Source organism: Streptomyces sp. NPDC048637 (assembly GCF_040650675.1).
Classification (GTDB): Bacteria; Actinomycetota; Actinomycetes; order Streptomycetales; family Streptomycetaceae; genus Streptomyces.
In genome coordinates this window covers 271,563-291,745 of record NZ_JBEZHQ010000002.1, presented here as the reverse complement: position 1 = coordinate 291,745, position 20,183 = coordinate 271,563, and the positions used below count along the sequence as shown (strand labels likewise).

Genomic DNA, 20,183 nt, shown 5'->3' with positions numbered 1-20,183 from the left:
GGGACGGGCGGCGGGTCGGTCAGGCGGCGGGCCTGTCAGGCGGCGGGTCGGGCCGACGCCCGCTCACAGCGCCTCAAAGCGCCCCGTCTCCGGCCGGTGCCTGCGCACGGCCCCCGTGTGCACCTCGTAGAACCAGACGTCCAAAGACAGCCGCCCGGCGTCGAGGCCCTCCGCCACGCACGGGTAGGACCGCAGCCGCTCCGCCTGTGCCAGCGCGTGCCGCTGGACGGCGTCGGCGAGTTCCGGCGTGCCGCCGTCGGCCCCCGCGCCGCCCGAGAGTTCCGGTGCGGCGCTCTCCAGCCAGCCCTGGACCGCGGGCACCCCGGTCAGATCCTCCCCGCGGACCAGCGCACCGACCGCCCCGCAGTGTGAGTGGCCGCACACCACGATGTGCGCCACGCCCAGGACCTGTACGGCGTACTCGATGGTGGCGGCCTCCCCGGCGGGCCGCTCGGGGCGGTACTCGGGAACGATGTTGCCCGCGGTGCGCAGTTCGAACAGATCGCCCGGCGCCGCCCCGGTGATCAGCGCGGGCACGACCCGCGAGTCGGAGCATGTGATGAACAGCGCCTGCGGCGACTGCCCGGCTCCGAGCCTGCGGAACTCCTCGCCGCGCTCGGCGCAGCGGTTCTCGAAGGAACGGGCGTGCGCGGTGAGTTGTTGCATGGTGGCCTGCCTCCTACTCGCCCCCCGTGGGCGCGTGGTGTGGTCGGGTCATGGGTGGCGCGCCCGCGGCCTCGACGGTGAGACGGCTGCGCGCCCCGGCGCAGGACGGTTCCCCGTGCCGGGCGTGCTCCCTGAGCACCTAAGGCCACCCTTACGCACCCTTCCTGAAGGCAACCTGAAGACCGACCGAACGGCAGATGTCCCGGCCTGCCGTCAGGCCGGGGTGGCGCCCGCCCTGCCGAGGAGCGGGAATCGGCACGCACGAGCCTGGAGCGGGTGCCGGGCTGCCCCGCCCCGCCTCCGCCCCAGCCGAAACGCCGACGCGGCCACCGAAACGCCGACGCGGCCGCAACTCGGGTGAGCTGCGGCCGCGTCGAGCGGTTCGTCCCCTAGAAGGAGCCGCTCAGAAGGAGCCGTTGCGGTTGATCATCTCCAGGCAGGCCTTGTGCGAGCTGCCCTTGAAGCGGACACAAAGGTCTCCGCTGGACTGCAGCCCCGGGGCGGTGTGGCCGACGAGCTGGCCGCCGGAGCGCTTCGCCTTGAACGAGTAGCTGAAGCCGTCCGGCTCGTAGATGTAGACGGTCGCGGACTTCCGGCTCTTGGGCGGGTTGGTCCAGGTCGCGGTGACCGTGCCGGGTTGGGGCGTCCCGTCCTGGCCATCGGTCTCGATGCAGATCTGCGGGCCCGACCAGTCATGGGTGCAGGCGGACGCGGCGGCGTGCGCGGCCGGGGTGGTGGCGACGGCGCTCAGCGCGATCGTTCCGGCGACGGTCAGCGCGCGAAGCAGCTTCGAACGGGTCATGTGTGGGGGGAATCCTCTCCTCGGTGTACGTGCAGAAGACACAACAGCCCCGCCACGAATGGGGCGTGGCGGGGACGCGGTGTCGTAGTTGATCTTAGTCGGCGCCTCGAACGCATGTGCGCCTGAGGGGTGGTGATCTGCGACTTTCGCCGACTTCCGGCGATCGACACCCCCGGGCACCCCTCCCCGGGGGTACGCCCCCGACGCACCCCGGCACACCCCCGGCACACCCCCAGAGACTAACCACTCACAAACACGTAGCCGGTTGACCGCCCCGACCCCTAACCTCTAAAGTCGCATTCAGTGGTTATAGCGACGGGGCGGTGGCGAAGCCGTCCTGGTCGCCACCGCCACCGCCATGCGTCCCGCGCACCTCTCCCGACCCCCCGGAGGCTCCCGTCATGACCGCCATCGTTCTCGTCCACGGCCTGTGGGCCGACGGCTCCGCCTGGAGCGAGACCCTCACCGCACTGCGCGCTCTGGGCCACGAGCCGGTCGCCGCCCAACTCCCCGTGGACTCACTGGAAGGCGATATCGCGGCCGTACGCCGGGTGCTGTCCACCGTCGACGGGCCGGTGCTGCTGGTGGGCTGGTCCTACGGCGGCGCCGTCGTCACCGGCGCGGCCGTCGGCCAGGACCACGTCAAGGCCCTGGCCTACATCGCCGGGTTCGCCCCCGACCAGGGCGAGTCGGTCCGGGACATCGTGCACCGCCGCCCCGGCAGCGCACTCCCCGAGCACCTCCGGGTCACCGACGACGGACACTCCTACATCGACCGGCCCGCTTACGGGGAGGTCGTGGCCGCCGACGCCGCCGCCGAACGCATCGCGCTCGCCGCGGCCGTCCAGAAGTTCCCGCGCCTGGGCATCGACGGCGCCCCGTCCGGCATCCCGGCCTGGCGCGAGAAGCCCTCGCACTACCTGGTCGCCACACAGGACCGCGCACTGCCCGCCGCCACCCAGCGCGAAATGGCCGACCGCATAGGCGCACAGACCACCGAATGGGACACCGGCCACGGCCCCATGTACGCCCACCCCCAGGACCTGGCCAACTACCTGCACAGCATCGCCAAGGGCCTCTGACGCCCCCTGAGCCCCCACCCCCCTGGGGATCGTGCCCTTCCGCATACACGCGCGGGAGGGCACGGCTGTCGGCTCGCGCAGGAACGGCCGGCGGCGGTCCGTGCCGCCCGGCGGGCTCAGGCCTCGCGCGTCTTCGCGTAGTGGCGGGACGCCTTCGCGCGGTTGCCGCAGGCCGCCATCGAGCACCAGCGGCGGGTGCCGTTCCGCGAGGTGTCGAAGAAGTGCAGGATGCAGGCCTCGTGCGCGCAGCTGCGGATCCGGTCCGGGGCGGTGCGCAGCAGATCCAGGTAGTCCCGGGCCGCAGTCCAGGCCGCACCCCAGGACGGATGCTCGAACTCCGCCTCCTCACCAGGACCCTCGGGGGTCAGGGTGGCGCGGATCCGGCCCCGATCGAGCACGGCGTTGAGGCGCTCGATACCGGCCGGGCCGCCGGGGTCGTCGACGGCGGCAGCGAGGGCCTCGCGGGCGAGCAGCACATGCTCCAGTGCGGCGGCGTCAGCGGGGAAGCGGCGGTCCAGACCGTTGCTCGCGAGCCAGATACGCAGCCCGTCGACTCCGGTGAGCAGGTCCTGGCGTCCGGCCTCGGACACCCAGCGGGTGTTCAGCAGATCCAGCGAGACGGGCTCTCCGGTCAGGGGACGGGGGTCGGGCGCGGGCATCCCTGCCTCCTTCTGACGTCCATGTCCCCTAGGGGCTAACCAGCCAAGAGTACGGAATCGGTTGCACACCCCCGCCCTAACCCTTAAAGTCAATTTTACCAGTTAGATCGGCGGATGGACAGATCCGCCGGAGAGGGGTCTGCCATGACGGCGACCAGCACACTCCGGACCGGCCACATCGGCCTGAACGTCACCGACCTCACGCGCTCCCTCGCCTTCTACGGGGAGGTGCTCGGCTTCGACGTGCTCGGCGAGGGCAACGACGACGGGCGGCGCTTCGCCTTCCTGGGCCAGGACGGACAGCTCACGCTCACGCTGTGGCAGCAGGCCGACGGCGCCTACGCCCCGGGCCTGGCCGGGCTGCACCACCTGGCGTGGGAGGCCGGGACGGTCGACGAGGTGACGGCGTTCGAGGCCCGGCTCCGCGAGCGGGGCATCGACTTCGCGTACGACGGATTCGTCGCCCACGGCGAGGGCGCCGGCTCCGGCGGGATCTTCTTCCACGATCCGGACGGCACCCGGCTGGAGATCTGCGTACCCACCGGCGCGGACGGCGCACCCACCCCGGTGACGGACGCGCCGACCTGCGGATTCTTCTGAGGAGCTGAGGGCTGTGGTGGATCCGTACCACGAGGGCTCACGCGCCGTGCAGGACCGGCTCGGCGTACGCGCGGTGGCCGACCACGTCGGCCGCTCCATCGGGCCGGGCATCCGCGAGGTGGCCGCGGCCTTCCTCGGACTGCAGCCGATGCTGGTGATCGGCGCGGCGGACGAGGCCGGCCGGATGTGGAGTTCGCTGCTCACCGGAACCCCCGGGTTCGTCCGGGCCACGGGCCCCCGCCACATCGCGGTCACGGGCGGCCCGCCGGACGGCGACCCGCTCACCGCGGCCCTCGCGACCGAGGGAACCGACCTCGGCACCCTCGCCCTCGACCCCCGCACCCGCCGCCGTATGCGCCTCAACGGCACGGCCGCACCGACGCCCCGCGGATTCGTGGTGACGGCCGACCAGGTCTTCGCCAACTGCCCGCGGTATCTGCAGCGGCGGACGCTCCAGGCGCCGGTCCCCGGCCGGGCCGGCGCCGTGCGGCGGGGCCGGGAACTCACCCCCGGCCAGCAGCGGCTCGTCCGCGCCGCCGACACCTTCTTCATCGCCACCGCGGCCGCCGACGGCACCGACGCCAGCCACCGCGGCGGCAACCCCGGATTCGTCCAAGTCATCTCGCCGAACGAACTCTGCTGGCAGGACTACCCGGGCAACTCGATGTTCCTGACCCTGGGCAACCTCGAAGGCGATCCGCGCGCCGGCCTGCTGTTCGTCGACTGGAGCACCGGCACCACGCTCCAGCTCACCGGCACCGCCACCACCGCGTTCGGCGCGGCAGGACGCACCACACGCTTCACGGTGGCCGAAACTGTGGAGACCCCGCACGCCAGCCCGCTGCGCTGGTCCGCCCCCGAATACTCGCCCGCCAACCCGCCCGTACGGGAAAGCGCCTGAACCTCCTGGATGCCGCAGCCTCCCGCACGCCGAGTTCTCCCACACAGCAACGAAATGGAGCCCGCAATGGAACCACGCCCCCCGTTCCCGCCGTTCGACGAGCAGAGCGCGATCCAGAAAGTGCAGGCGGCCGAGGACGCCTGGAACACCCGCGACCCTGAGCGCGTCGCCCTCGCCTACACCGAGGACTCGGTCTGGCGGAACCGCGACTCCTTCGTCACCGGCCGCGCCGAGATCGTCGACTTCCTGCGCCAGAAGTGGACCCGCGAACTGGACTACGCGCTGCGCAAGGAACTCTGGTCATACAGCGGCAACCGCATCGCGGTGCGCTTCCAGTACGAGTCCCATGACGCGGCCGGCCAGTGGTGGCGCAGCTACGGCAACGAGCTCTGGGAGTTCGACGAGAACGGCCTGATGCGGCGCCGGGAGGCCGGCATCCACGATGTCGCGATCACCGGCGACGAACGCCGCATCTTCGGCACCCGCCCGGAGGAGGAGCGGGGCCACCCCCTCCCCTTCCGCTGATCAGCCGGAACCTGGGAACTCCCCGTCCTTGAGGGCGTCGACGAAGAACGACCACGCAGGTATCCCGACGAGGAGCGCCGGACCGTGGGGCGTCTTGCTGTCACGGACGGGGACGGCGGAGGGGTGGCCGTCCAGGACCTCGATGCAGCTGGCCCCTTCGTTGTCGCTGTAGGACGACTTGCGCCAACCGGTCAGCGTCGCGGCGTTCGGAATGGTGTGCTCAGTCATGGGATCCGTATTCCTTCGCTGTCGCTCTCATCAGGGCCAGGGACTCTTTCAGCGGCAGTGCATCGCCCATCGCGAGATCGTAGAGACCTTGCAGTCGTTGGACCACAGCCGGGGAGTCGTGGATCTTGCTGACGGACACTCCCTCGGAATAGGCCACCGGGGGCTGATCCTCGAACCACATCAGCGTCAGCATCCCCGCCATGAGCGGATGAGCGCCCAGGCCGAGCGGCAACACATGCATCCGCACCCGCTCGTCCTCGACCAGGCGGACGAGGTGATTGATCTGTTCCGCCATGACACCAGGGCCGCCGACTGGCCGACGCAGCACCATCTCGTCCAGGACCGCCCACACGATCGGCGTCAACGGGTTCGTGAGAATCTTCGAGCGCTCAAGCCGTGATACAGCGAGCCTGTCACATTTCTCTTCCCCCCACGGAGGGAAAGCCGTACTCAAGATGGCCCGCGCGTATCTGTCCGTCTGGAAGATTCCAGGGATAGTGGAAGCTGCGAACTCCCTGATCATCGTTGCCTGTTGTTCAAGCCTCAGCGCATCCTCGAAGCGGTCGGCGACCGTAGTGTCATCCTGCGGCAGAAAGCTGCTGAGCACATTCCCCGTATTCAGCGCCATGTCCAACCGCCGCGCATCCTCCTTCGAAGGGACCCTGCGCCCCGCCTCGATGTGCGCGATGTGCGAGCGGGTCATCACCGCCGCGTCGGCCAGCTGCTGTTGCGTCAGCCCGGCCTCTTCTCGCTGCTGCTTGAGCCAGTCGCCGTAGGTGCTGCCCATGTCGTCAACCCCCCTGTGACCGAAAATTCGTCACCCTCTGTGCACTGGCGAGGCTACTCGCCGTCACACAACGCTAGGAGCGAAAGCCGCCAAGACGCACAGGAGTTGACGACGTGCCCGAGCAGATCGACCCGGACGCCCCCCGTAGTCCCGGCCCAGGACTGCGCCTGTTGCCGTGGGAGACCCCCGCGGGCAACCCGTGCTACCTGAGCACCGACGACAGCGGCGGCTACCTCTCCCGCAAGGCGGACGAGATGGAGGCGGAGCAGATGCGCGACGGCGCCGCCGTACTCGCCGATGCGGAAGAGGTGTTGGACGACCCGACGACCGGGCCGCTCACGCTCCGGGTGACGCTCCAGCAGACCACCCGGGCGCTCGGCGACGTACTGCGCATCGCGGCCAGCAGGGGTGGGCGACTGCCGGTACCGGACGATCTGGATGCCGACAGGTGAAGGCGCCGGCCGTCGGCAGTCGCCTGTGGACGTTTCGCTTCCCCGCGGCCAGGGAACGAAGAAGCCACCGAACCACTGGGCTGCCCATCCCTCCTCGGGGATATGCAGCCCGCCGTGCTGTTGTGACGCGTGGGTCTGTGGTTGTGGTGCCCCGGAGCGGGATCTCTGGACGGCCCCCACAGAAGGGGTCCACATGAGTACGAATGTTCAGTCGCCGTTGCCGGAGCTGCTACAGACAGCCGCGCTCCCCGGCCAGGCCGTGGCGCCCGCCGAGGCGGCGCAGATGAGCCGGGTGGCTGCCCCCGGTCGCACCTTCCTGGCCGTCACGTCGATCCCCGTCGGCAACAACCCGGTCGGGGTGGCCATCACCCCCAACAGCGACCTCTACGTCGCCAACTCCGGATCGGCCAGCGTGTCGGTGATCAACACCACCACGGACACCGTCATCGGCGGCCCCATCGGCGTCGGCGGTACACCGGTCTGGCTGGCGGTCGCCCCCAACGGCAACGCCTACGTCCCCAACAGCGGGTCGAACACCGTGTCGGTGATCAACACTGCCACCAACACCGTCGTCGGCGCCCCGATCCCCGTCGGCGGCCAGCCGGCCGTGGTGGCGGTCGTCCCCGGCGGACGCGTCTACGTCAGCAACTTCTCCGCGAGCACCGTGACGGTGATCGACACCACCACCAACACCGTCATCGGCGCCCCGATCCCCACCGGCAGCGGCCCGGTCGGGATCGCGGTCGCCCCCAATGGCAAGGCCTACGTCGCCAACCGCTTTTCGAATAACGTGACGGTGATCGACACCACCACCAACACCGTCATCACCACGATTCCCGTCGGCACCCAGCCGAACTTCGTGGCGATCGCGCCCAACGGCAACGCCTACGTCGCCAACATCACGTCGAACAACGTGTCCGTGATCGACACGACCACGGACCTGGTCATCGCCACGATCCCCGTCGGCAGCCAGCCGTGGGGCATCGCGGTCGGCCCCAACGGCGACGCCTACACCGCCAACCGGGGGTCGAACGACGTGACGGTGATCGACACCGTCACCAACACCGTCATCGGCACCCCGATCCCCGTCGGCACCCAGCCGATCGCCGTGGCGGTCACCGCCAACGGCAAGATCTACGTCACCAACTTCGCCTCGTCCGATGTCAGCGTCATCCAGCTTCCCCCCAAGCTGACCAGCATCACCCCCACCCAAGGGCCCACCACGGGCGGCACAGTGGTGACGATCACCGGCGAGAACCTGACCGGGGCGAGCGTCACGATCGGCGGGAACCCCGCCACCGGGGTGAGCGTCAATGCCGCCGGCACTGAGATCACCGCCACCACCCCGCCCGGAGCGGCCGGCCCGGCCACCGTCACCGTCATCACCACCAGTGGCGGCGCCGCCCTGGTGAACGGCTTCACCTACGTGCTGCCCGTCCACGCCACCACGCTGACCGCGACCCCGGCGCTGGCGAAGCTGTTCCCGCCGCACGTGTACTTCCCGTTCCTGACCGCCACGCTGACCGACCAGGTCACCGGCCTTCCGGTGGCCGGCCAGCCCATCACGTTCACTGCCGGCTCCCATGTCCTGGGCACCGCCCTCACCGACGCCCAGGGCGTCGCCCGGGTGAACGAGACCCTCACGCTGACGCTCATCCTCCTCAACGGCGGATATGACGTCAGCTTCGCCGGCGCGACCACCCCGTCGGCCACCCTGTCCCCGTCCAGCGACCACGCGGAGGTCATCGAACCCTGACCCCCGCCAGATCACCGGCCGACCGGCCCGGCAGCATCTGCGCCCCGAGCGCCGCCGGGTCCGGGCAGCACCCGCACCCAACCCTTCCGTGCGCTTCGAGAACAGGAGCGCACGGAAGGGTCCGCTTTTGCCCAGGGTGGCGCGCGGCCCCGTCACCCCCCGCTCAACACCTCGCCGACGACGGCCACGCCCTGCGTGATCTCGTCCGGTGTGCGGGCGGCGTAGCCGAGGACCAGGCCCGGCGGGGCCGGGCGTTGGCTGTGCCAGGACAGGGGGTGGACCTTGACGCCGTGGGCGAGGGCGGCCGCGGCCAGATCCGTGTCGGAGCCCCGGTAGCCGTCCCGTCCGAAGGTGAGCGTCAGATGCAGGCCCGCCGCGGCGCCGTGCACGGTCGCGCCCGGCAGACGGTCGCGGATCGCCGCGATCATGGCGTCCCGGCGGCGGCGGTGGCGGCGCCGCAACAGCCTTAGCCGACGCTCCAGTTCACCGGACTCCATCAAACGGGCCAGGACCAGTTGGGGCAGTGCGGCATTGCCGAGGTCGGCGAACCTCTTGGCGTCGACCAGCGCCTTCCGGTACTTCGGCGGCGGCAGCAACCAGCCCACCCGCAGGGCGGGGGCCAGCAGCTTGGAGACGCTGCCGGCGTAGCAGACCTGCTCGGGGAGGAGCGAGCGCAGGGCAGGCACCGGCGCGCGGTCGTAGCGGTGCTCGGCGTCGTAGTCGTCCTCGACGATCAGGCCGCCATCGGCCGCCCAGCGCATCAGCTCACGGCGCCGCGCGCCACCGAGCACCACCCCCATCGGGAACTGGTGCGCCGGAGTGAGCAGAACGGCCCGCGCACCGCTCGCCCGCAGCGCGTCGACACGTATCCCGTCGTCGTCCACCGGGACCGGCGGCGTCGCCATCCGCCAGTGGTGGAGATGCTGTCGCGCGCCGAGCGATCCGGGGTCCTCCACCGCGATCTCCGGAATCCCGTCGCGGTGCAGCACCTGGGCGATCAGGCCGAGCGCCTGGACGGTGCCGACGACGATCACCACCTCGTCCGGATCCGCCCTGATCCCGCGGTTGCGGGCCAGCCAGTTCGCGACGGCCCAGCGCAGTGCGGCGGTGCCGCGCGGGTCCCCGTATCCGAAGTCGGCCGACGGGAGGTCCGCCAGCACCGCGCGTTCGGCGCGCAGCCAGGCCGCGCGGGGGAAGGCGGCAAGGTCCGGCACGCCGGGCGAGAGGTCGATCCGCGCGGGGGCGGTGCGCAGCTCGTCGAAGATCTCCGGGCCGGGCGGTGCGGCGAACGGAGCGGGGGTCCGGCCGGCCCGGGGCGTCGCTCCCCTGCTCGTCGCGGCGGCCGTCACGGGCGCGGCGACGACGATCGTGCCACCCCTCCCCCGCCCGGCGAGCTGCCCGTCCTCCGTCAGCCGCTGATATGCCTCGGTGACCACACCCCGCGATACCCGCAGGTCAGCGGCGAGCGTCCGGGTCGCGGGCAGTCTGCTCCCGACCGGCAGCCGGCCGTCCGCGATGGCCCGCCGCAACTCCTGGGCCAGCCAGTCCGACCGGCCGCCCACGGGCGCGTCGTCGAGATGCAGCTGCAGGAAGTCGGAGGAACCGGGGGCCGCCGAACGGGACGGGGCGGCCGGGGGCGAGGGGGACGGAGGAGCCGGGGACGAAGGAGCTGGCGGTGCCGGGGACGACGGCGTTATGGACCGGTTGGCAGGGCGCTCTTTGGACCTGTGCACCGGGCCATTGTCGCGGCACGGTGAAGGCATGAACACGAACACGGCGTATGTGCACGGCTATTCACCCCAGGAGGCACGTCGGCTCGGCGACCAGGCGGACACCCTGGCCGCGTTGCTGCATGCCGGGACGGCGTACGCCGCCGACAGCCTGGTACTGGAGGTCGGCTGCGGGGTGGGCGCGCAGACCGTGCATCTGGCCAGGAGCAGTCCGGGGGCACGGATCGTCGCGATCGACTGCTCCGCGGAGTCGCTGGCGCAGGCCCGCGCGTATGTGACGGCGCAGGAACCGACCGCCGACGTGGAGTGGTGGACCGCCGACCTGCACCACCTCCCGTTCCGCGCGGCACAGTTCGACCATGTCTTCGCCTGTTTCGTGCTGGAGCACCTCCCGGATCCGCAGCGCGCGCTGGCCGGGCTGCGGCGTGTGCTGCGGCCCGGCGGCACCCTCACCGTGATCGAGGGCGACCACGGTTCGGTGGTCCTCCACCCCGACAGCGTCCACGCCCATGAGGTGATCAGCCACCAGGTACGGCTACAGGCCGCGGCCGGCGGAAATGCGCTGCTCGGACGGGCGTTGCAGCCGCTGCTCAGTGGCGCGGGCTTCGATCAGGTGGTGGTCCGGCCGCGGACGGCCTACGCCGACGCCACCCGGCCCGCGCTGATGAACGGCCTCACCCGGAAGACCTTCATCGCCATGGTCGAAGCGGTCCGCGACGAGGCGCTGAGCACCGGTCTGACCACCGCCGCCGACTGGGACCGTGGCATCGCCGATCTCCGGTTGGCCGCGGACGACGGCGGGACCTTCCACTACACCTTCTTCAAGGCCGTGGCCGTCAACCCGCAGGCGTAGAGCCGTAGAGCCGTAGAGGGGCCGGAGCCCGCCGGCGCGCCAGTGACGGGCGGCCCGTTTCAGGAGCCCGCCAGGACGCCTGAGACGGGCGGCCGGTCTCCTCACGCAGGCGAGACGGCCGGCCCGTCCACCGTTCCCGCGTCCGCGTCCGCCGTTCCCGCGTCCACCGTTCCCCCGTACGCCGCTTCCGCGTCCGCCGCTTCCACGTCCGTCACTTCCGCACCCGGCGACGCCCCGCCCCCCGCACACCGCTGCAACGCGGGCAGCTTCTCCGCCGTCCCGGCATCGGCCGGCATACAGGCGAACAGCTTGATGCCGGGCGCGTCCAGCGCTGCCAGCTTCACATAGTCGAAGGTCAGCGCCCCGACGCGCGGATGGTGGAAGGTCCGGCGGCTGCTGCCGAACTCCGCGATGTCATGCGCCTCCCACCAGGCCCGGAACTCCTCGCTCGCCGCCCGCAGGCCGCCCGTGAGCTGCTCGTGGCGCGGGTCCCCCACGCGCTGCCGGGCATCGGCCCGGAACTGGGCGACCAGATCCCGCGCCTGTCCGTCCCAGTCGGCGAGCAGGGCGCGCATCGCCGGGTCCATGAACACCAGCCACAGCAGATTGCGTTCGGCCGGCTCCAGCTCGCCCGGGTCACCGATCAGGCCCGCCTCGGCGCGGTTCCAGCCCACCAGGTCCCAGTTGGCGTCGAGGAGGTAGGCGGGGTTCGGTTCGAGCGCGTCCACCAGCCGCTGCAGGGCGGGCCCGGGGCCGCGGCCCGGCGGCCGCTCCGGCAGCGGCACCCCGGCCAGCGCGAACAGATGCCGGCGCTCGACCGAGCTCAGCATCAGGGCGCGCGCCAGGCCCGTGAGGACCTGTCCGCTGACGGTGATGTCGCGTGCCTGCTCCAGCCAGGTGTACCAGGTCACGCTGACGCCGGAGAGCTGGGCGACCTCTTCCCGCCGCAGCCCCGGGGTGCGCCGCCGGGGACCGGCGAGGATGCCCGCCTCCTGGGGCGAGAGCCGTTCCCGGCGCGCGCGCAGGAACTCCGCCAGGCTTCGCCGCCGTTGCTGGTCAGCCATCGAGACTCCCGTTCGCCGCAGCTCGCACGGTGCCGGCCGGATGGGGCCCGCTGCACGCGTCTCCGGGCGCAGCACGGATGGGGGTGGTGGGGGCACCAGCATAAGTGGTCTCTGTATGTCCGGCCGGGGCTGTCCGACGCTGGCGGCATGACCCAGACCCCACCCGCAGACGCCACCGCACGGCCTGCCGCGCCGGTCCGGCCGCCCGCCCGGCAGGCCGGTGCGGCGCCGTGGCGGGCCCTGACCATCGTGCTGGTCGGGGCGTTCATGGCCGTGCTCGACACCTTCATCGTGCTGGTCGCCGCCCCCGCCATCCAGGCCGATCTGCACTCCTCCACCGCCGATGTCCAGCTCATCCTGGCGGGCTATCAGCTCACCTACGCCCTCGCCCTGATCACCGGCGCGCGGCTCGGCGACCGCTTCGGCCGCAAGCGGCTGTTCATGACCGGGATGGCGCTGTTCACCCTGTCCTCCGTGGGCTGTGCGCTCGCGCCCGGCTCCGGCAGCCTGATCGCCGCGCGGCTGGTCCAGGGCGTCGGCGCGGCCGCGATGTTCCCGCAGGTCTTCGCGGTGATCCAGGTGCTGATCCCGGAAGACAAGCGCCCCAAGGCCTTCGGAGCGCTCGGCGCGGTCATCGGTATCGCCACGATGTCCGGGCAGTTGGCCGGCGGTCTGCTGATCGCCGCCGACCTCTTCGGCTCGTCGTGGCGGCCGGTCTTCTGGGTCAATGTGCCCGTGGGAGTGGTGACGCTGCTGCTCGCGGGCCGGTTCGTGCCCGAGTCGCGGGCGCCCCGGGCCAGGCGGCTCGATCTGCCCGGCGCCGTGGCGCTGACCGTGGCCCTCTTTCTGCTGGTGGTGCCGCTGGTCGAGGGCCGGGCGTACGGCTGGCCGCTGTGGGCCTGGCTCGGGCTGGCCGCCTGCGTGCCCGCGTTCGCCGTGTTCGGCCTGGTGGAGCGGCGGGTGGACGCCCGGGGCGGCGCCCCGCTCGTGCGGCTGCGGCTGTTCGGCGAGCGGGCGTTCGCGGTCGGGATGGCCCTGGTCGTCCTCACGTACGCGGGCATCAACTCCTTCTTCCTGATCCTGTCGTTGACGCTGCAGGACGGTCTGGGACTGGACGCGCTCGGCGCGGGCCTGGTCTACACCCCGCTCGCCGTCGCCTTCTTCGCCGCCAGCCTGCTCGCCGGGCGGCTGGCCCGCTTCGGGCGGCGGGTGCTGCAACTCGGCGCCCTGCTCGGCGCGGTGGGCTTCCTCGGCACCCTCTTCCTGGCCGTCCACGCCGGTGCCGCACTGACCGCCTGGGAACTGGCGCCGGCCCTGGTCCTGGTGGGTGCGGGCAACGGTCTGCTGGTCACCCCGCTGCTGAACGCGGTGCTCGGCAATGTCGGTCCGGAGGAGGTGGGCATGGCCTCCGGAGTGCTCTCCACCGGCCAGCAGGTCGGCGGCGCGGTCGGCGTGGCCGTCGTCGGCATCCTCTACTACGGCGCGCTGGGCGGCGCCGCGCACCCTGCTCCCGGCGCGTACGGACATGCGCTGGCGGCCGCGGTGGTCCTCAACATCGTGCTGTCCGCGGCGATCTCGGCACTGCTGCCGCTCCTCCCGGACCCGGCCGCGGACCGCCGCGCTTAAGGGCCTGCCCGGCGGATCACGCCTGGAACATGGCGGCCAGGCACCCTCATCTGCAGGGTTGTCGTCAGGTGAGGGGAGGAGAATGAGCGGCATGGCCATGGTGAAAGACATCGATGTCCGCGGCATGCAGCACTGCGAGACGACGGCGCTGGGCGTGCTTCTGCGGCATGAGGGAATCGACTTGTCCGAGCCCATGCTGTTCGGGCTCGGCTCCGGGCTGTCCTTCATCTACTGGGACAGCAAAGCCATGGGTTTTCCCTTCCTGGGAGGCCGGGTCAAGCCGTTCGAGCTCACCAGGAACCTGGCCGCCGCCCTCGGGCTTGAGCTGCTGACCGGGGAGACCGTCTCCCCGCGCAAGGCATGGCAGAACGTGGCGGCCCCCCTTGACGCCGGTCGGCCGGTCGGCCTGCAACTCGACAGCTACCACCTGGACTACTTCACCACCAAGGTGCACTTCGGCGGGCACATCGTGGCCATGTACGGCTACGACGAACACGACGCCTACTTGGTGGACACCGCCCCGCAGGGCGGAGCCGTCTCCACCAGCCTCGCCGGCCTGGCCAGAGCCAGGGCCGAGCGCGGCCCCATGACCGCCAAGCACCGCTCCTTCACCATCACAGCGCCCAGCAGCCCGACGCCCCCACCGGACTGCCTCATCCCCGCGATCAAGACCTGCGCCGACGCCTTCCTGAACCCGCCCATCGCGAACCTGGGCCACCGGGGCATCGAGAAGGCCGCCAAGCAGGTGCCGAAGTGGCTGCAGCGCAGCGACAGTCCGAAGGAAGACCTGCCACGGACCGCCGTCCTCATGGAGCGGGCCGGCACCGGCGGTGCCCTGTTCCGCAATCTCTACCGGGACTTCCTCGCCGAGTGCGCCCAGCTGATCGACAGCAGCCACCTGCGCACCGGCCACACCCTGTATACCGAGGCCGCCACCCTCTGGACACAGGTGGCCGCACTCCTCGCGACCGCAGGCGAATCCGGCGATGCGAAGCACCTCATGCAGGCCGGCTCCGTCCTCCACGAGCTCTCGCGCATCGAACGCGAGGCGATGCAGGCACTCAGCCTGCTCCAGGTGTAGACCCTGCCCTTCCCCAACCCCCTTGCCGGAAGGGCAGGTTCCAGATCCTGTCCTCAGCCGATTTCCCCAACTCCTTGTCAGGAAAGGGCTCTCGACCTATCTTGGAATGACCGTTCCGAGATAGGGGGCGGGATCGACGACCCTGCATGACTTCTCGTGACAACGAAACGAGCAGCCCGGCCATGCCCGACATCAAGCACTTCCATCCCGACCTCGTGCTCGACGAAGCGATCCAGGTCTTCTGGCGCGACGGCCTGCCGACGACCGGCGTCCAGGCGCTGGTGACCGCCACCGGCGTGAGCCGCTCCAGCCTCTATGCGACCTTCGGCAACAAGGACGGTCTCTACGCCGCGGCGCTGGGCCGCTATATAGCGCAGCACTCGACACCGGCCTTCGCCCGGCTGTCGCAGGCGTCCTCGGGGCTGACCTCGATCGAGGAGTTCTTCGCCGGACTGATCGAGGTGCGCTGCTCCGGCCCGGTCGCCGGCTGGGGCTGCATGGTCACCAACGCCCACGCCGGCCCGGAGTGCGCCGACACCGGCATCCGCACCCTGCTCGAAGACCACCACCACATGCTCCAGTCGGCCATGCGCGCGGCCCTGGGCAACGCCGCCGGCCTGGGGCACCTCCAGCCGTCCTGCGATCTCGACGCCTCCGCCGCGGTGCTGGCGACCCTCGCGTACGGCGTCAATCTGCGCTCCCGCGCCGGTGCCGACGCCCAGGCGCTGACCGACACGGTGACCGCTGCCCTCGCGCCGCTGCGCGCCCCCTTCCCACCTCAGGAGCACCCACCGCAATGAGCCTCCACGACGAACTCACCACCTTCTTCCGCACCCGCTACCCCGAACTCCCCGCATCCGCCCGTGAGGTGATGGAGCGGGCCGGCCGCGAGCTCACCGACTCCGGCCTGGCCGCGCAGGCCCTGCAGACCGGAGACACGGCGCCGCGCTTCAGCCTCCCCACCGCGACCGGCGCCACCGTCACCCTGGACGCACTGCTGTCCGCGGGCCCGGTCGTGCTCACCTTCTACCGCGGCGCCTGGTGCCCCTACTGCAACTTCGCGCTGCGCGCCCTCCAGCAGCAGCACGCCGATATCACCGCCCGCGGCGCTCAGTTGGTCGCCATATCGCCGCAGATCCCGGATGAGTCCCTCACCCTCACCGAAAAGCACTCACTCGCCTTCGAGGTCCTCAGCGACCTCGGCTCGCACACCGCCCAGCAGTTCGGCATCAGCTTCGACCTGCCCGACGACCTGGCCGTCGTGTACGAGTCCTTCGGCTTTGACCTGCAGCGGGTCAACGGCGGACATCCGCGCACCCTGCCGCTCCCCGCCACCTACGTCATCGACCGGGACGCCACCATCCGCTGGTCCTTCCTCGACACCGACTACACCGCACGCGCCGAACCCTCCGACATCCTCGCCGCTCTCGACGCCCTGCCCTCGGCACACTGAATTCCCCGCCGATGCCGGGGCACCGACCTCCGCACCGAATCTGCGGCAGACCGGCCCAACGGAAATTCCGCACCGCATTCAGGGCCCTCTTCACGAGAAAAATGACCGGGCGCGAACCGGCGTCCCAACTCGCCAGCATCCCCCCATAGGCCGCCGCGCACCGTAGCGCTAAGGTCGGATTTCCAGGAACGTAAACGGGGGAGGGCAGCCGCCGATGGCGCAGGACGATGCCGTAGTCGGCTGTACGGGAGTGCTTCTGATCGGCACTCGTGGGGCTGCCGGTCCCGGTGAGGTCCTGGTGCGGATCAGGGGTGGCTCCGAAGCCTTTCTCGCCTGGTCCACCGAGCCCCTTCCGGTAGGGGCGACCGTGCTCGTCATCGACTCCCGTGGCAGTCGCCAGGTCGACGTCATGGAATGGGCCGATCCGTTGGACGCGTTGACCGGCGGTGCCGGCAACGCAGGCTGAGGAGACAAAAGATGTTCGGTTACCGCGTTCCTGCCCCCGATCAAGCCATGCTGATTTCGGGCGGCAGGCGTGGACAAGGGGGCGCGCCATTCCGAGTGGTGACCGGGCACGGCAAGTTCGTGCTGCCGGTCTTCCGCAAGGTCCGTTTTCTGACGCTGGCGATGTGTGAGGCGGAGGTCGCCGAGACCTGTGTGACCCGGCAGGGCATTGCGCTGACGGTGCGCGCCGTGATCGCGTTCAAGGTCGGCAACGACACCGAGAGCGTGGTCAACGCCGGTCAGCGATTCCTGTCCGAGCAGGACCAGATGTCGGTACTGACCGGCCGGATCTTCGCCGGTCATCTGCGCTCCATCATCGGTTCGATGACGGTCGAGGAGATCGTCACCGAGCGGCAGAAGCTGGCCACCGAGGTACTGGAGACGTCCAAGACCGAGATGGCGAAGATCGGTCTGATCGTCGACTCGCTGCAGATCCAGTCGATCGACGACGGTGAGACCGGCTACATCGAGGCGATGTCCGCCCCGCACAAGGCCGCCATCCAGCGGCAGGCACAGATCGCCCAGGCCCAGGCCACCCAGGCATCGGTCGAGGCGCAGCAGGAGGCCGCACGTAATCAGGCCGAGTACTCCCGGCAGACCGCCGTGGTGCAGGCCGAGTACTCCGCCGAGGTGGACCGCGCCCAGGCCCGCGCCGCCCAGGCCGGCCCGCTCGCCCAGGCCCACGCACAGCAGGAAGTCCTCGCCGCCCAGACCGAACTCGCCGAGCGCGCCGCCCAGTTGCGCCAGCAGGAGCTGGTGGCCGAGATCGTCAAGCCCGCCGAGGCGGAGGCCGAGCGCATCCGGCTGCTGGCCCTGGCCGAGGCCGAGCGGATGAAGATCCAGGCCGAGGCCGCCGCCTCGCACGACCGGGTGGCCCTGGACCGGATGCTCATCGACCAGCTTCCGGAGATCGTCAAGGAGGCCTCCGCGGGCCTGGCCAACGCCAACGTCAACGTCCTCAACGGCACCGACGGCCTCGGCGAGATCGCCGCCGGCCTGGTCGGCCAGGGCCTGACCATCCTCGACTCGGTCCGCCGCAACCTCGGCACCGCCGACGGGCAGAACCCCCACGCCGACAAGAACGGCGGCTCCGGAGCGGCCAACGGCTCCAGCGGCCGCGTCGAGATCGAGTAGCACCGGCAGAACGGGGCCCGGCCGAGGCCGTACACACGGATCAGGCCGGGCCCACGACGCCCCCGCCCCGGGCGCCCGCACGGCACCTCACTCCGCCCAGGGCCCCCGCACGGCACCTCACTCCGCCCCGGCCCCCGCACGGCACCTCACTCCGCCCCGGGCCCCGCACAGCACCCCACTCCGCCCCAGGCCCCACCCTTCCCCTCCCCCGCTCACCTCCCCGCCCTCACTACCGCTCTTCGGCCGTGAACTTCTCCCGGGCGTAGGCCACCAGATGGTTGAGCACCGCGACGGTGGCGGCGATATCGGCGTCGTCGAATCCGGCGAGCGCCTCATGGAGACCGGCGTGGCTGGTTTGCTGAAGACGGTTGAGGACGGCCTTGCCATGCGGGGTGATCGCCACTTTGCGGGCGCGGCGGTCGGCTGAGTCCGGGGTCCGTTCGACCAGGTCCTGGGCCTCCAACTGGCCGATCTGACGGGTGACATGCGGCGGTTCGACCATCAGCAGGGCGGCCAGATCACCGACCCTGCTGATGCCTCCGCTGTCCTCCAGGGCCATCAGCAGCCAGAGATCGGAGCGTGCCGCGGTGACGCCCGCCTCGGCCGCCTGGCGTTCGTGCGCCCGGGAGCGGGTGAGCAGGTAGGACAGCGTGGCCAGCACTCTTTGCAGTGCGACGGTGGGGTCCTGGTCTCTTCCGGGGTCCGGCATGCAGGCACTTTAGCGGCCCGCGCAACGCCGCGATCCGACCCGTGACCTGCCCGTTCCGTACGGGCGTCCGCCCGGTTTGAGCCAACCTCGTGCGCGCTGCGTTCTCCCCTTCCCTCCCCCTCCGGCATTGAGTTAGCGTAGAACAACTTAGTTGCTTAAGTTAGGTAACTAGTTGTCGCCGACCGTGATCGCCGCTGGTCACCGCGGCCGCCCGAGCCGGCTACCGAGTTCGCATGTCCCGTCAAGGAGTGGCGCTACCCGCACCGTTCGCCACGGCAGTGCCGTGTCCCGATCGTGGAAGGACCAGCCGAATGACGACTGCAGAACGCATCGAGAAGGAGCAGGAGCAGGACACCGGACCGGGCGCTCTCCTCGCCCCCGTCGCCGTCCCGGCCGCACGGGCCACCGGCTGCCCTTTCGATCCGGCACCCGAGCTCGAACGCGCCCAGCGGGAGGAGCCGATCACCCGGGCGACGCTGTGGGACGGCTCCTCCTGTTGGCTGGTGACCCGGCATGAGGACGTACGGGAGGTGCTCGGCGATCCGCGGTTCAGCGCGGATGGCACCCGCCCGGGATTCCCGTTCCTGACCGCCGGCGCACGTCAATTCGCCACCGGCACCCCGTCGTTCATCCGCCAGGACGACCCCGAGCATGCGCGGCTGCGCCGGATGCTCACCGCCGACTTCATGGTGAAGAAGATGGAGGCGATGCGCCCCGAGGTGCAGCGCCTCGCCGACGAGCTGCTGGACCGGATGACCGAGGGGCGCCGGGCGGCCGACCTCGTCGCGGAGTTCGCGCTGCCGCTGCCGTCCCTGGTGATCTGCCTGCTGCTCGGCGTCCCCTACGACGACCATGGGTTCTTCCAGAAGTGCAGCAGCGTCCTGCTCAGCCTCCGCTCGACGGCCGAGGAGGTGCGCACCGCGCAGGAGGAGCTGCAGGACTTTCTGCGCCGGCTCGCCGAGTCCAAGCGGCGCGAACCCGACGACGGCATCGTCAGCCGGCTGGTCGCCCGCGGCGAACTCGACGACGACGCCATCGCCTCCATGGGACGGCTGTTACTGGTCGCGGGTCATGAGACCACCGCCAACATGACCGCCCTGTCCACCCTCACCCTGCTGCGCAACCCCGACCAGCTCGCGCGGCTGCGCGCGGACCCCTCGCTCATCAAGGGGGCCGTCGAGGAACTGCTGCGCTATCTGACGATCGTCCACAACGGTCTCCCGCGGATCGCCGACGAGGACGTCACCATCGGCGGCCACACCATCCGCGCCGGCGAGGGCGTGCTGTGCGCACTCAACGCCGCCAACCGCGACGAGGAGATCTTCCCCGGGGCCGCCGCGCTCGACGTCAGCCGCGATGCCCGCCGTCATGTCGCCTTCGGCTTCGGCGTCCACCAGTGCCTGGGCCAGCCCCTCGCCCGCGTGGAACTGCAGATCGCCCTGGAGACACTGCTGCGCCGGCTGCCCGGCCTGCGGCTCGACATCCCCTTCGAGGACGTCCCGTTCCGTCACGACATGGGGATCTACGGGGTGCACGCCCTGCCGGTCGCGTGGTGAGCCCCCGCGCCCGGC

22 protein-coding genes are annotated in these 20,183 nt (G+C 71.0%); 14 read left to right on the top strand and 8 right to left on the bottom strand.

Going from position 1 to position 20,183, the window contains the following annotated elements; translation table 11 throughout:
- Positions 1–63: 63 nt before the first annotated feature.
- Both AB0C46_RS04195 and AB0C46_RS04190 read right to left on the bottom strand, forming a co-directional pair.
- Positions 64–666 carry a carbonic anhydrase gene (locus tag AB0C46_RS04195; RefSeq protein WP_362825538.1) on the bottom strand — a complete coding sequence of 201 codons (603 nt, stop codon included), beginning with the start codon at positions 664–666 and terminating at the stop codon, positions 64–66.
- Positions 667–1,069: 403 nt separating this feature from the next.
- A complete protein-coding gene (locus AB0C46_RS04190) occupies positions 1,070–1,468 on the bottom strand; it encodes a hypothetical protein (protein ID WP_362825536.1) in 399 nt (132 codons plus the stop codon).
- Positions 1,469–1,869: 401 nt separating this feature from the next.
- On the opposite strand from AB0C46_RS04190, the gene AB0C46_RS04185 reads away from it, so the two are divergent.
- Positions 1,870–2,550, top strand: coding sequence for an alpha/beta hydrolase (locus tag AB0C46_RS04185; protein ID WP_362825535.1), 681 nt, complete (start codon positions 1,870–1,872; stop codon positions 2,548–2,550).
- A gap of 116 nt (positions 2,551–2,666) precedes the next feature.
- Here AB0C46_RS04185 and AB0C46_RS04180 read toward each other — a convergent pair whose 3' ends face one another.
- Positions 2,667–3,209 (bottom strand): CGNR zinc finger domain-containing protein, encoded by a 543-nt coding sequence (locus AB0C46_RS04180; protein ID WP_362825533.1) that lies wholly within the window; start codon positions 3,207–3,209, stop codon positions 2,667–2,669.
- Positions 3,210–3,353: 144 nt separating this feature from the next.
- Here AB0C46_RS04180 and AB0C46_RS04175 point away from each other — a divergent pair, with 144 nt between their 5' ends.
- The 3 genes from AB0C46_RS04175 to AB0C46_RS04165 all read left to right on the top strand — a co-directional run bounded on the left by AB0C46_RS04175 (position 3,354) and on the right by AB0C46_RS04165 (position 5,235).
- The gene (locus tag AB0C46_RS04175) at positions 3,354–3,809 is read left to right on the top strand and encodes a VOC family protein (protein WP_362825532.1); all 456 of its coding nucleotides are present in this window, start codon (positions 3,354–3,356) and stop codon (positions 3,807–3,809) included.
- Positions 3,810–3,825: 16 nt separating this feature from the next.
- Positions 3,826–4,710, top strand: coding sequence for a pyridoxamine 5'-phosphate oxidase family protein (locus AB0C46_RS04170; RefSeq protein WP_362825798.1), 885 nt, complete (start codon positions 3,826–3,828; stop codon positions 4,708–4,710).
- Positions 4,711–4,776: 66 nt separating this feature from the next.
- Positions 4,777–5,235, top strand: a complete 459-nt coding sequence (locus AB0C46_RS04165) for a nuclear transport factor 2 family protein (RefSeq protein ID WP_362825531.1) — start codon at positions 4,777–4,779, stop codon at positions 5,233–5,235.
- On the opposite strand, the gene AB0C46_RS04160 is transcribed toward AB0C46_RS04165, so the two are convergent.
- Positions 5,236–5,463: a DUF397 domain-containing protein gene (locus AB0C46_RS04160; RefSeq protein WP_362825530.1), complete on the bottom strand. Its 228-nt coding sequence runs from the start codon at positions 5,461–5,463 to the stop codon at positions 5,236–5,238.
- On the bottom strand, positions 5,456–6,250 hold the full coding sequence (locus AB0C46_RS04155; RefSeq protein ID WP_362825528.1) for a helix-turn-helix transcriptional regulator: 795 nt from the start codon (positions 6,248–6,250) through the stop codon (positions 5,456–5,458). Before AB0C46_RS04155 ends, AB0C46_RS04160 begins: the two co-directional genes overlap by 8 nt.
- Before the next feature lie 113 nt (positions 6,251–6,363).
- Here AB0C46_RS04155 and AB0C46_RS04150 point away from each other — a divergent pair, with 113 nt between their 5' ends.
- Positions 6,364–6,702 carry a hypothetical protein gene (locus tag AB0C46_RS04150; RefSeq protein WP_362825526.1) on the top strand — a complete coding sequence of 113 codons (339 nt, stop codon included), beginning with the start codon at positions 6,364–6,366 and terminating at the stop codon, positions 6,700–6,702.
- A 193-nt stretch (positions 6,703–6,895) separates the two neighbouring features.
- A complete protein-coding gene (locus tag AB0C46_RS04145) occupies positions 6,896–8,458 on the top strand; it encodes a YncE family protein (protein WP_362825525.1) in 1,563 nt (520 codons plus the stop codon).
- Positions 8,459–8,610: 152 nt separating this feature from the next.
- On the opposite strand, the gene AB0C46_RS04140 is transcribed toward AB0C46_RS04145, so the two are convergent.
- Positions 8,611–10,221 (bottom strand): PLP-dependent aminotransferase family protein, encoded by a 1,611-nt coding sequence (locus tag AB0C46_RS04140; protein ID WP_362825796.1) that lies wholly within the window; start codon positions 10,219–10,221, stop codon positions 8,611–8,613.
- On the opposite strand from AB0C46_RS04140, the gene AB0C46_RS04135 reads away from it, so the two are divergent.
- Complete coding sequence (locus tag AB0C46_RS04135; protein ID WP_362825524.1) at positions 10,220–11,041, top strand: methyltransferase domain-containing protein; 822 nt, start codon at positions 10,220–10,222, stop codon at positions 11,039–11,041. The genes AB0C46_RS04140 and AB0C46_RS04135 overlap by 2 nt on opposite strands.
- 101 nt (positions 11,042–11,142) lie before the next feature.
- Here the strand turns inward: AB0C46_RS04135 and AB0C46_RS04130 are convergent, their stop codons facing one another.
- Positions 11,143–12,105 carry a helix-turn-helix transcriptional regulator gene (locus AB0C46_RS04130; protein ID WP_362825523.1) on the bottom strand — a complete coding sequence of 321 codons (963 nt, stop codon included), beginning with the start codon at positions 12,103–12,105 and terminating at the stop codon, positions 11,143–11,145.
- Between the two features lie 147 nt (positions 12,106–12,252).
- On the opposite strand from AB0C46_RS04130, the gene AB0C46_RS04125 reads away from it, so the two are divergent.
- The 6 genes from AB0C46_RS04125 to AB0C46_RS04100 all read left to right on the top strand — a co-directional run bounded on the left by AB0C46_RS04125 (position 12,253) and on the right by AB0C46_RS04100 (position 17,903).
- A complete protein-coding gene (locus AB0C46_RS04125; RefSeq protein ID WP_362825522.1) occupies positions 12,253–13,731 on the top strand; it encodes an MFS transporter in 1,479 nt (492 codons plus the stop codon).
- A 91-nt stretch (positions 13,732–13,822) separates the two neighbouring features.
- Positions 13,823–14,812, top strand: coding sequence for a BtrH N-terminal domain-containing protein (locus AB0C46_RS04120; protein ID WP_362825521.1), 990 nt, complete (start codon positions 13,823–13,825; stop codon positions 14,810–14,812).
- Positions 14,813–14,958: 146 nt separating this feature from the next.
- On the top strand, positions 14,959–15,612 hold the full coding sequence (locus AB0C46_RS04115) for a TetR/AcrR family transcriptional regulator (protein WP_362825520.1): 654 nt from the start codon (positions 14,959–14,961) through the stop codon (positions 15,610–15,612).
- Complete coding sequence (locus AB0C46_RS04110; RefSeq protein WP_362825518.1) at positions 15,609–16,265, top strand: peroxiredoxin-like family protein; 657 nt, start codon at positions 15,609–15,611, stop codon at positions 16,263–16,265. Before AB0C46_RS04115 ends, AB0C46_RS04110 begins: the two co-directional genes overlap by 4 nt.
- A gap of 214 nt (positions 16,266–16,479) precedes the next feature.
- Positions 16,480–16,731 (top strand): hypothetical protein, encoded by a 252-nt coding sequence (locus AB0C46_RS04105; RefSeq protein ID WP_362825517.1) that lies wholly within the window; start codon positions 16,480–16,482, stop codon positions 16,729–16,731.
- 11 nt (positions 16,732–16,742) lie between these two features.
- On the top strand, positions 16,743–17,903 hold the full coding sequence (locus AB0C46_RS04100) for an SPFH domain-containing protein (protein WP_362825516.1): 1,161 nt from the start codon (positions 16,743–16,745) through the stop codon (positions 17,901–17,903).
- A 229-nt stretch (positions 17,904–18,132) separates the two neighbouring features.
- On the opposite strand, the gene AB0C46_RS04095 is transcribed toward AB0C46_RS04100, so the two are convergent.
- Positions 18,133–18,612, bottom strand: a complete 480-nt coding sequence (locus AB0C46_RS04095; protein WP_362825515.1) for a MarR family transcriptional regulator — start codon at positions 18,610–18,612, stop codon at positions 18,133–18,135.
- A gap of 311 nt (positions 18,613–18,923) precedes the next feature.
- Here AB0C46_RS04095 and AB0C46_RS04090 point away from each other — a divergent pair, with 311 nt between their 5' ends.
- A complete protein-coding gene (locus AB0C46_RS04090) occupies positions 18,924–20,168 on the top strand; it encodes a cytochrome P450 (RefSeq protein ID WP_362825514.1) in 1,245 nt (414 codons plus the stop codon).
- The last annotated feature ends 15 nt before the right edge of the window (positions 20,169–20,183 follow it).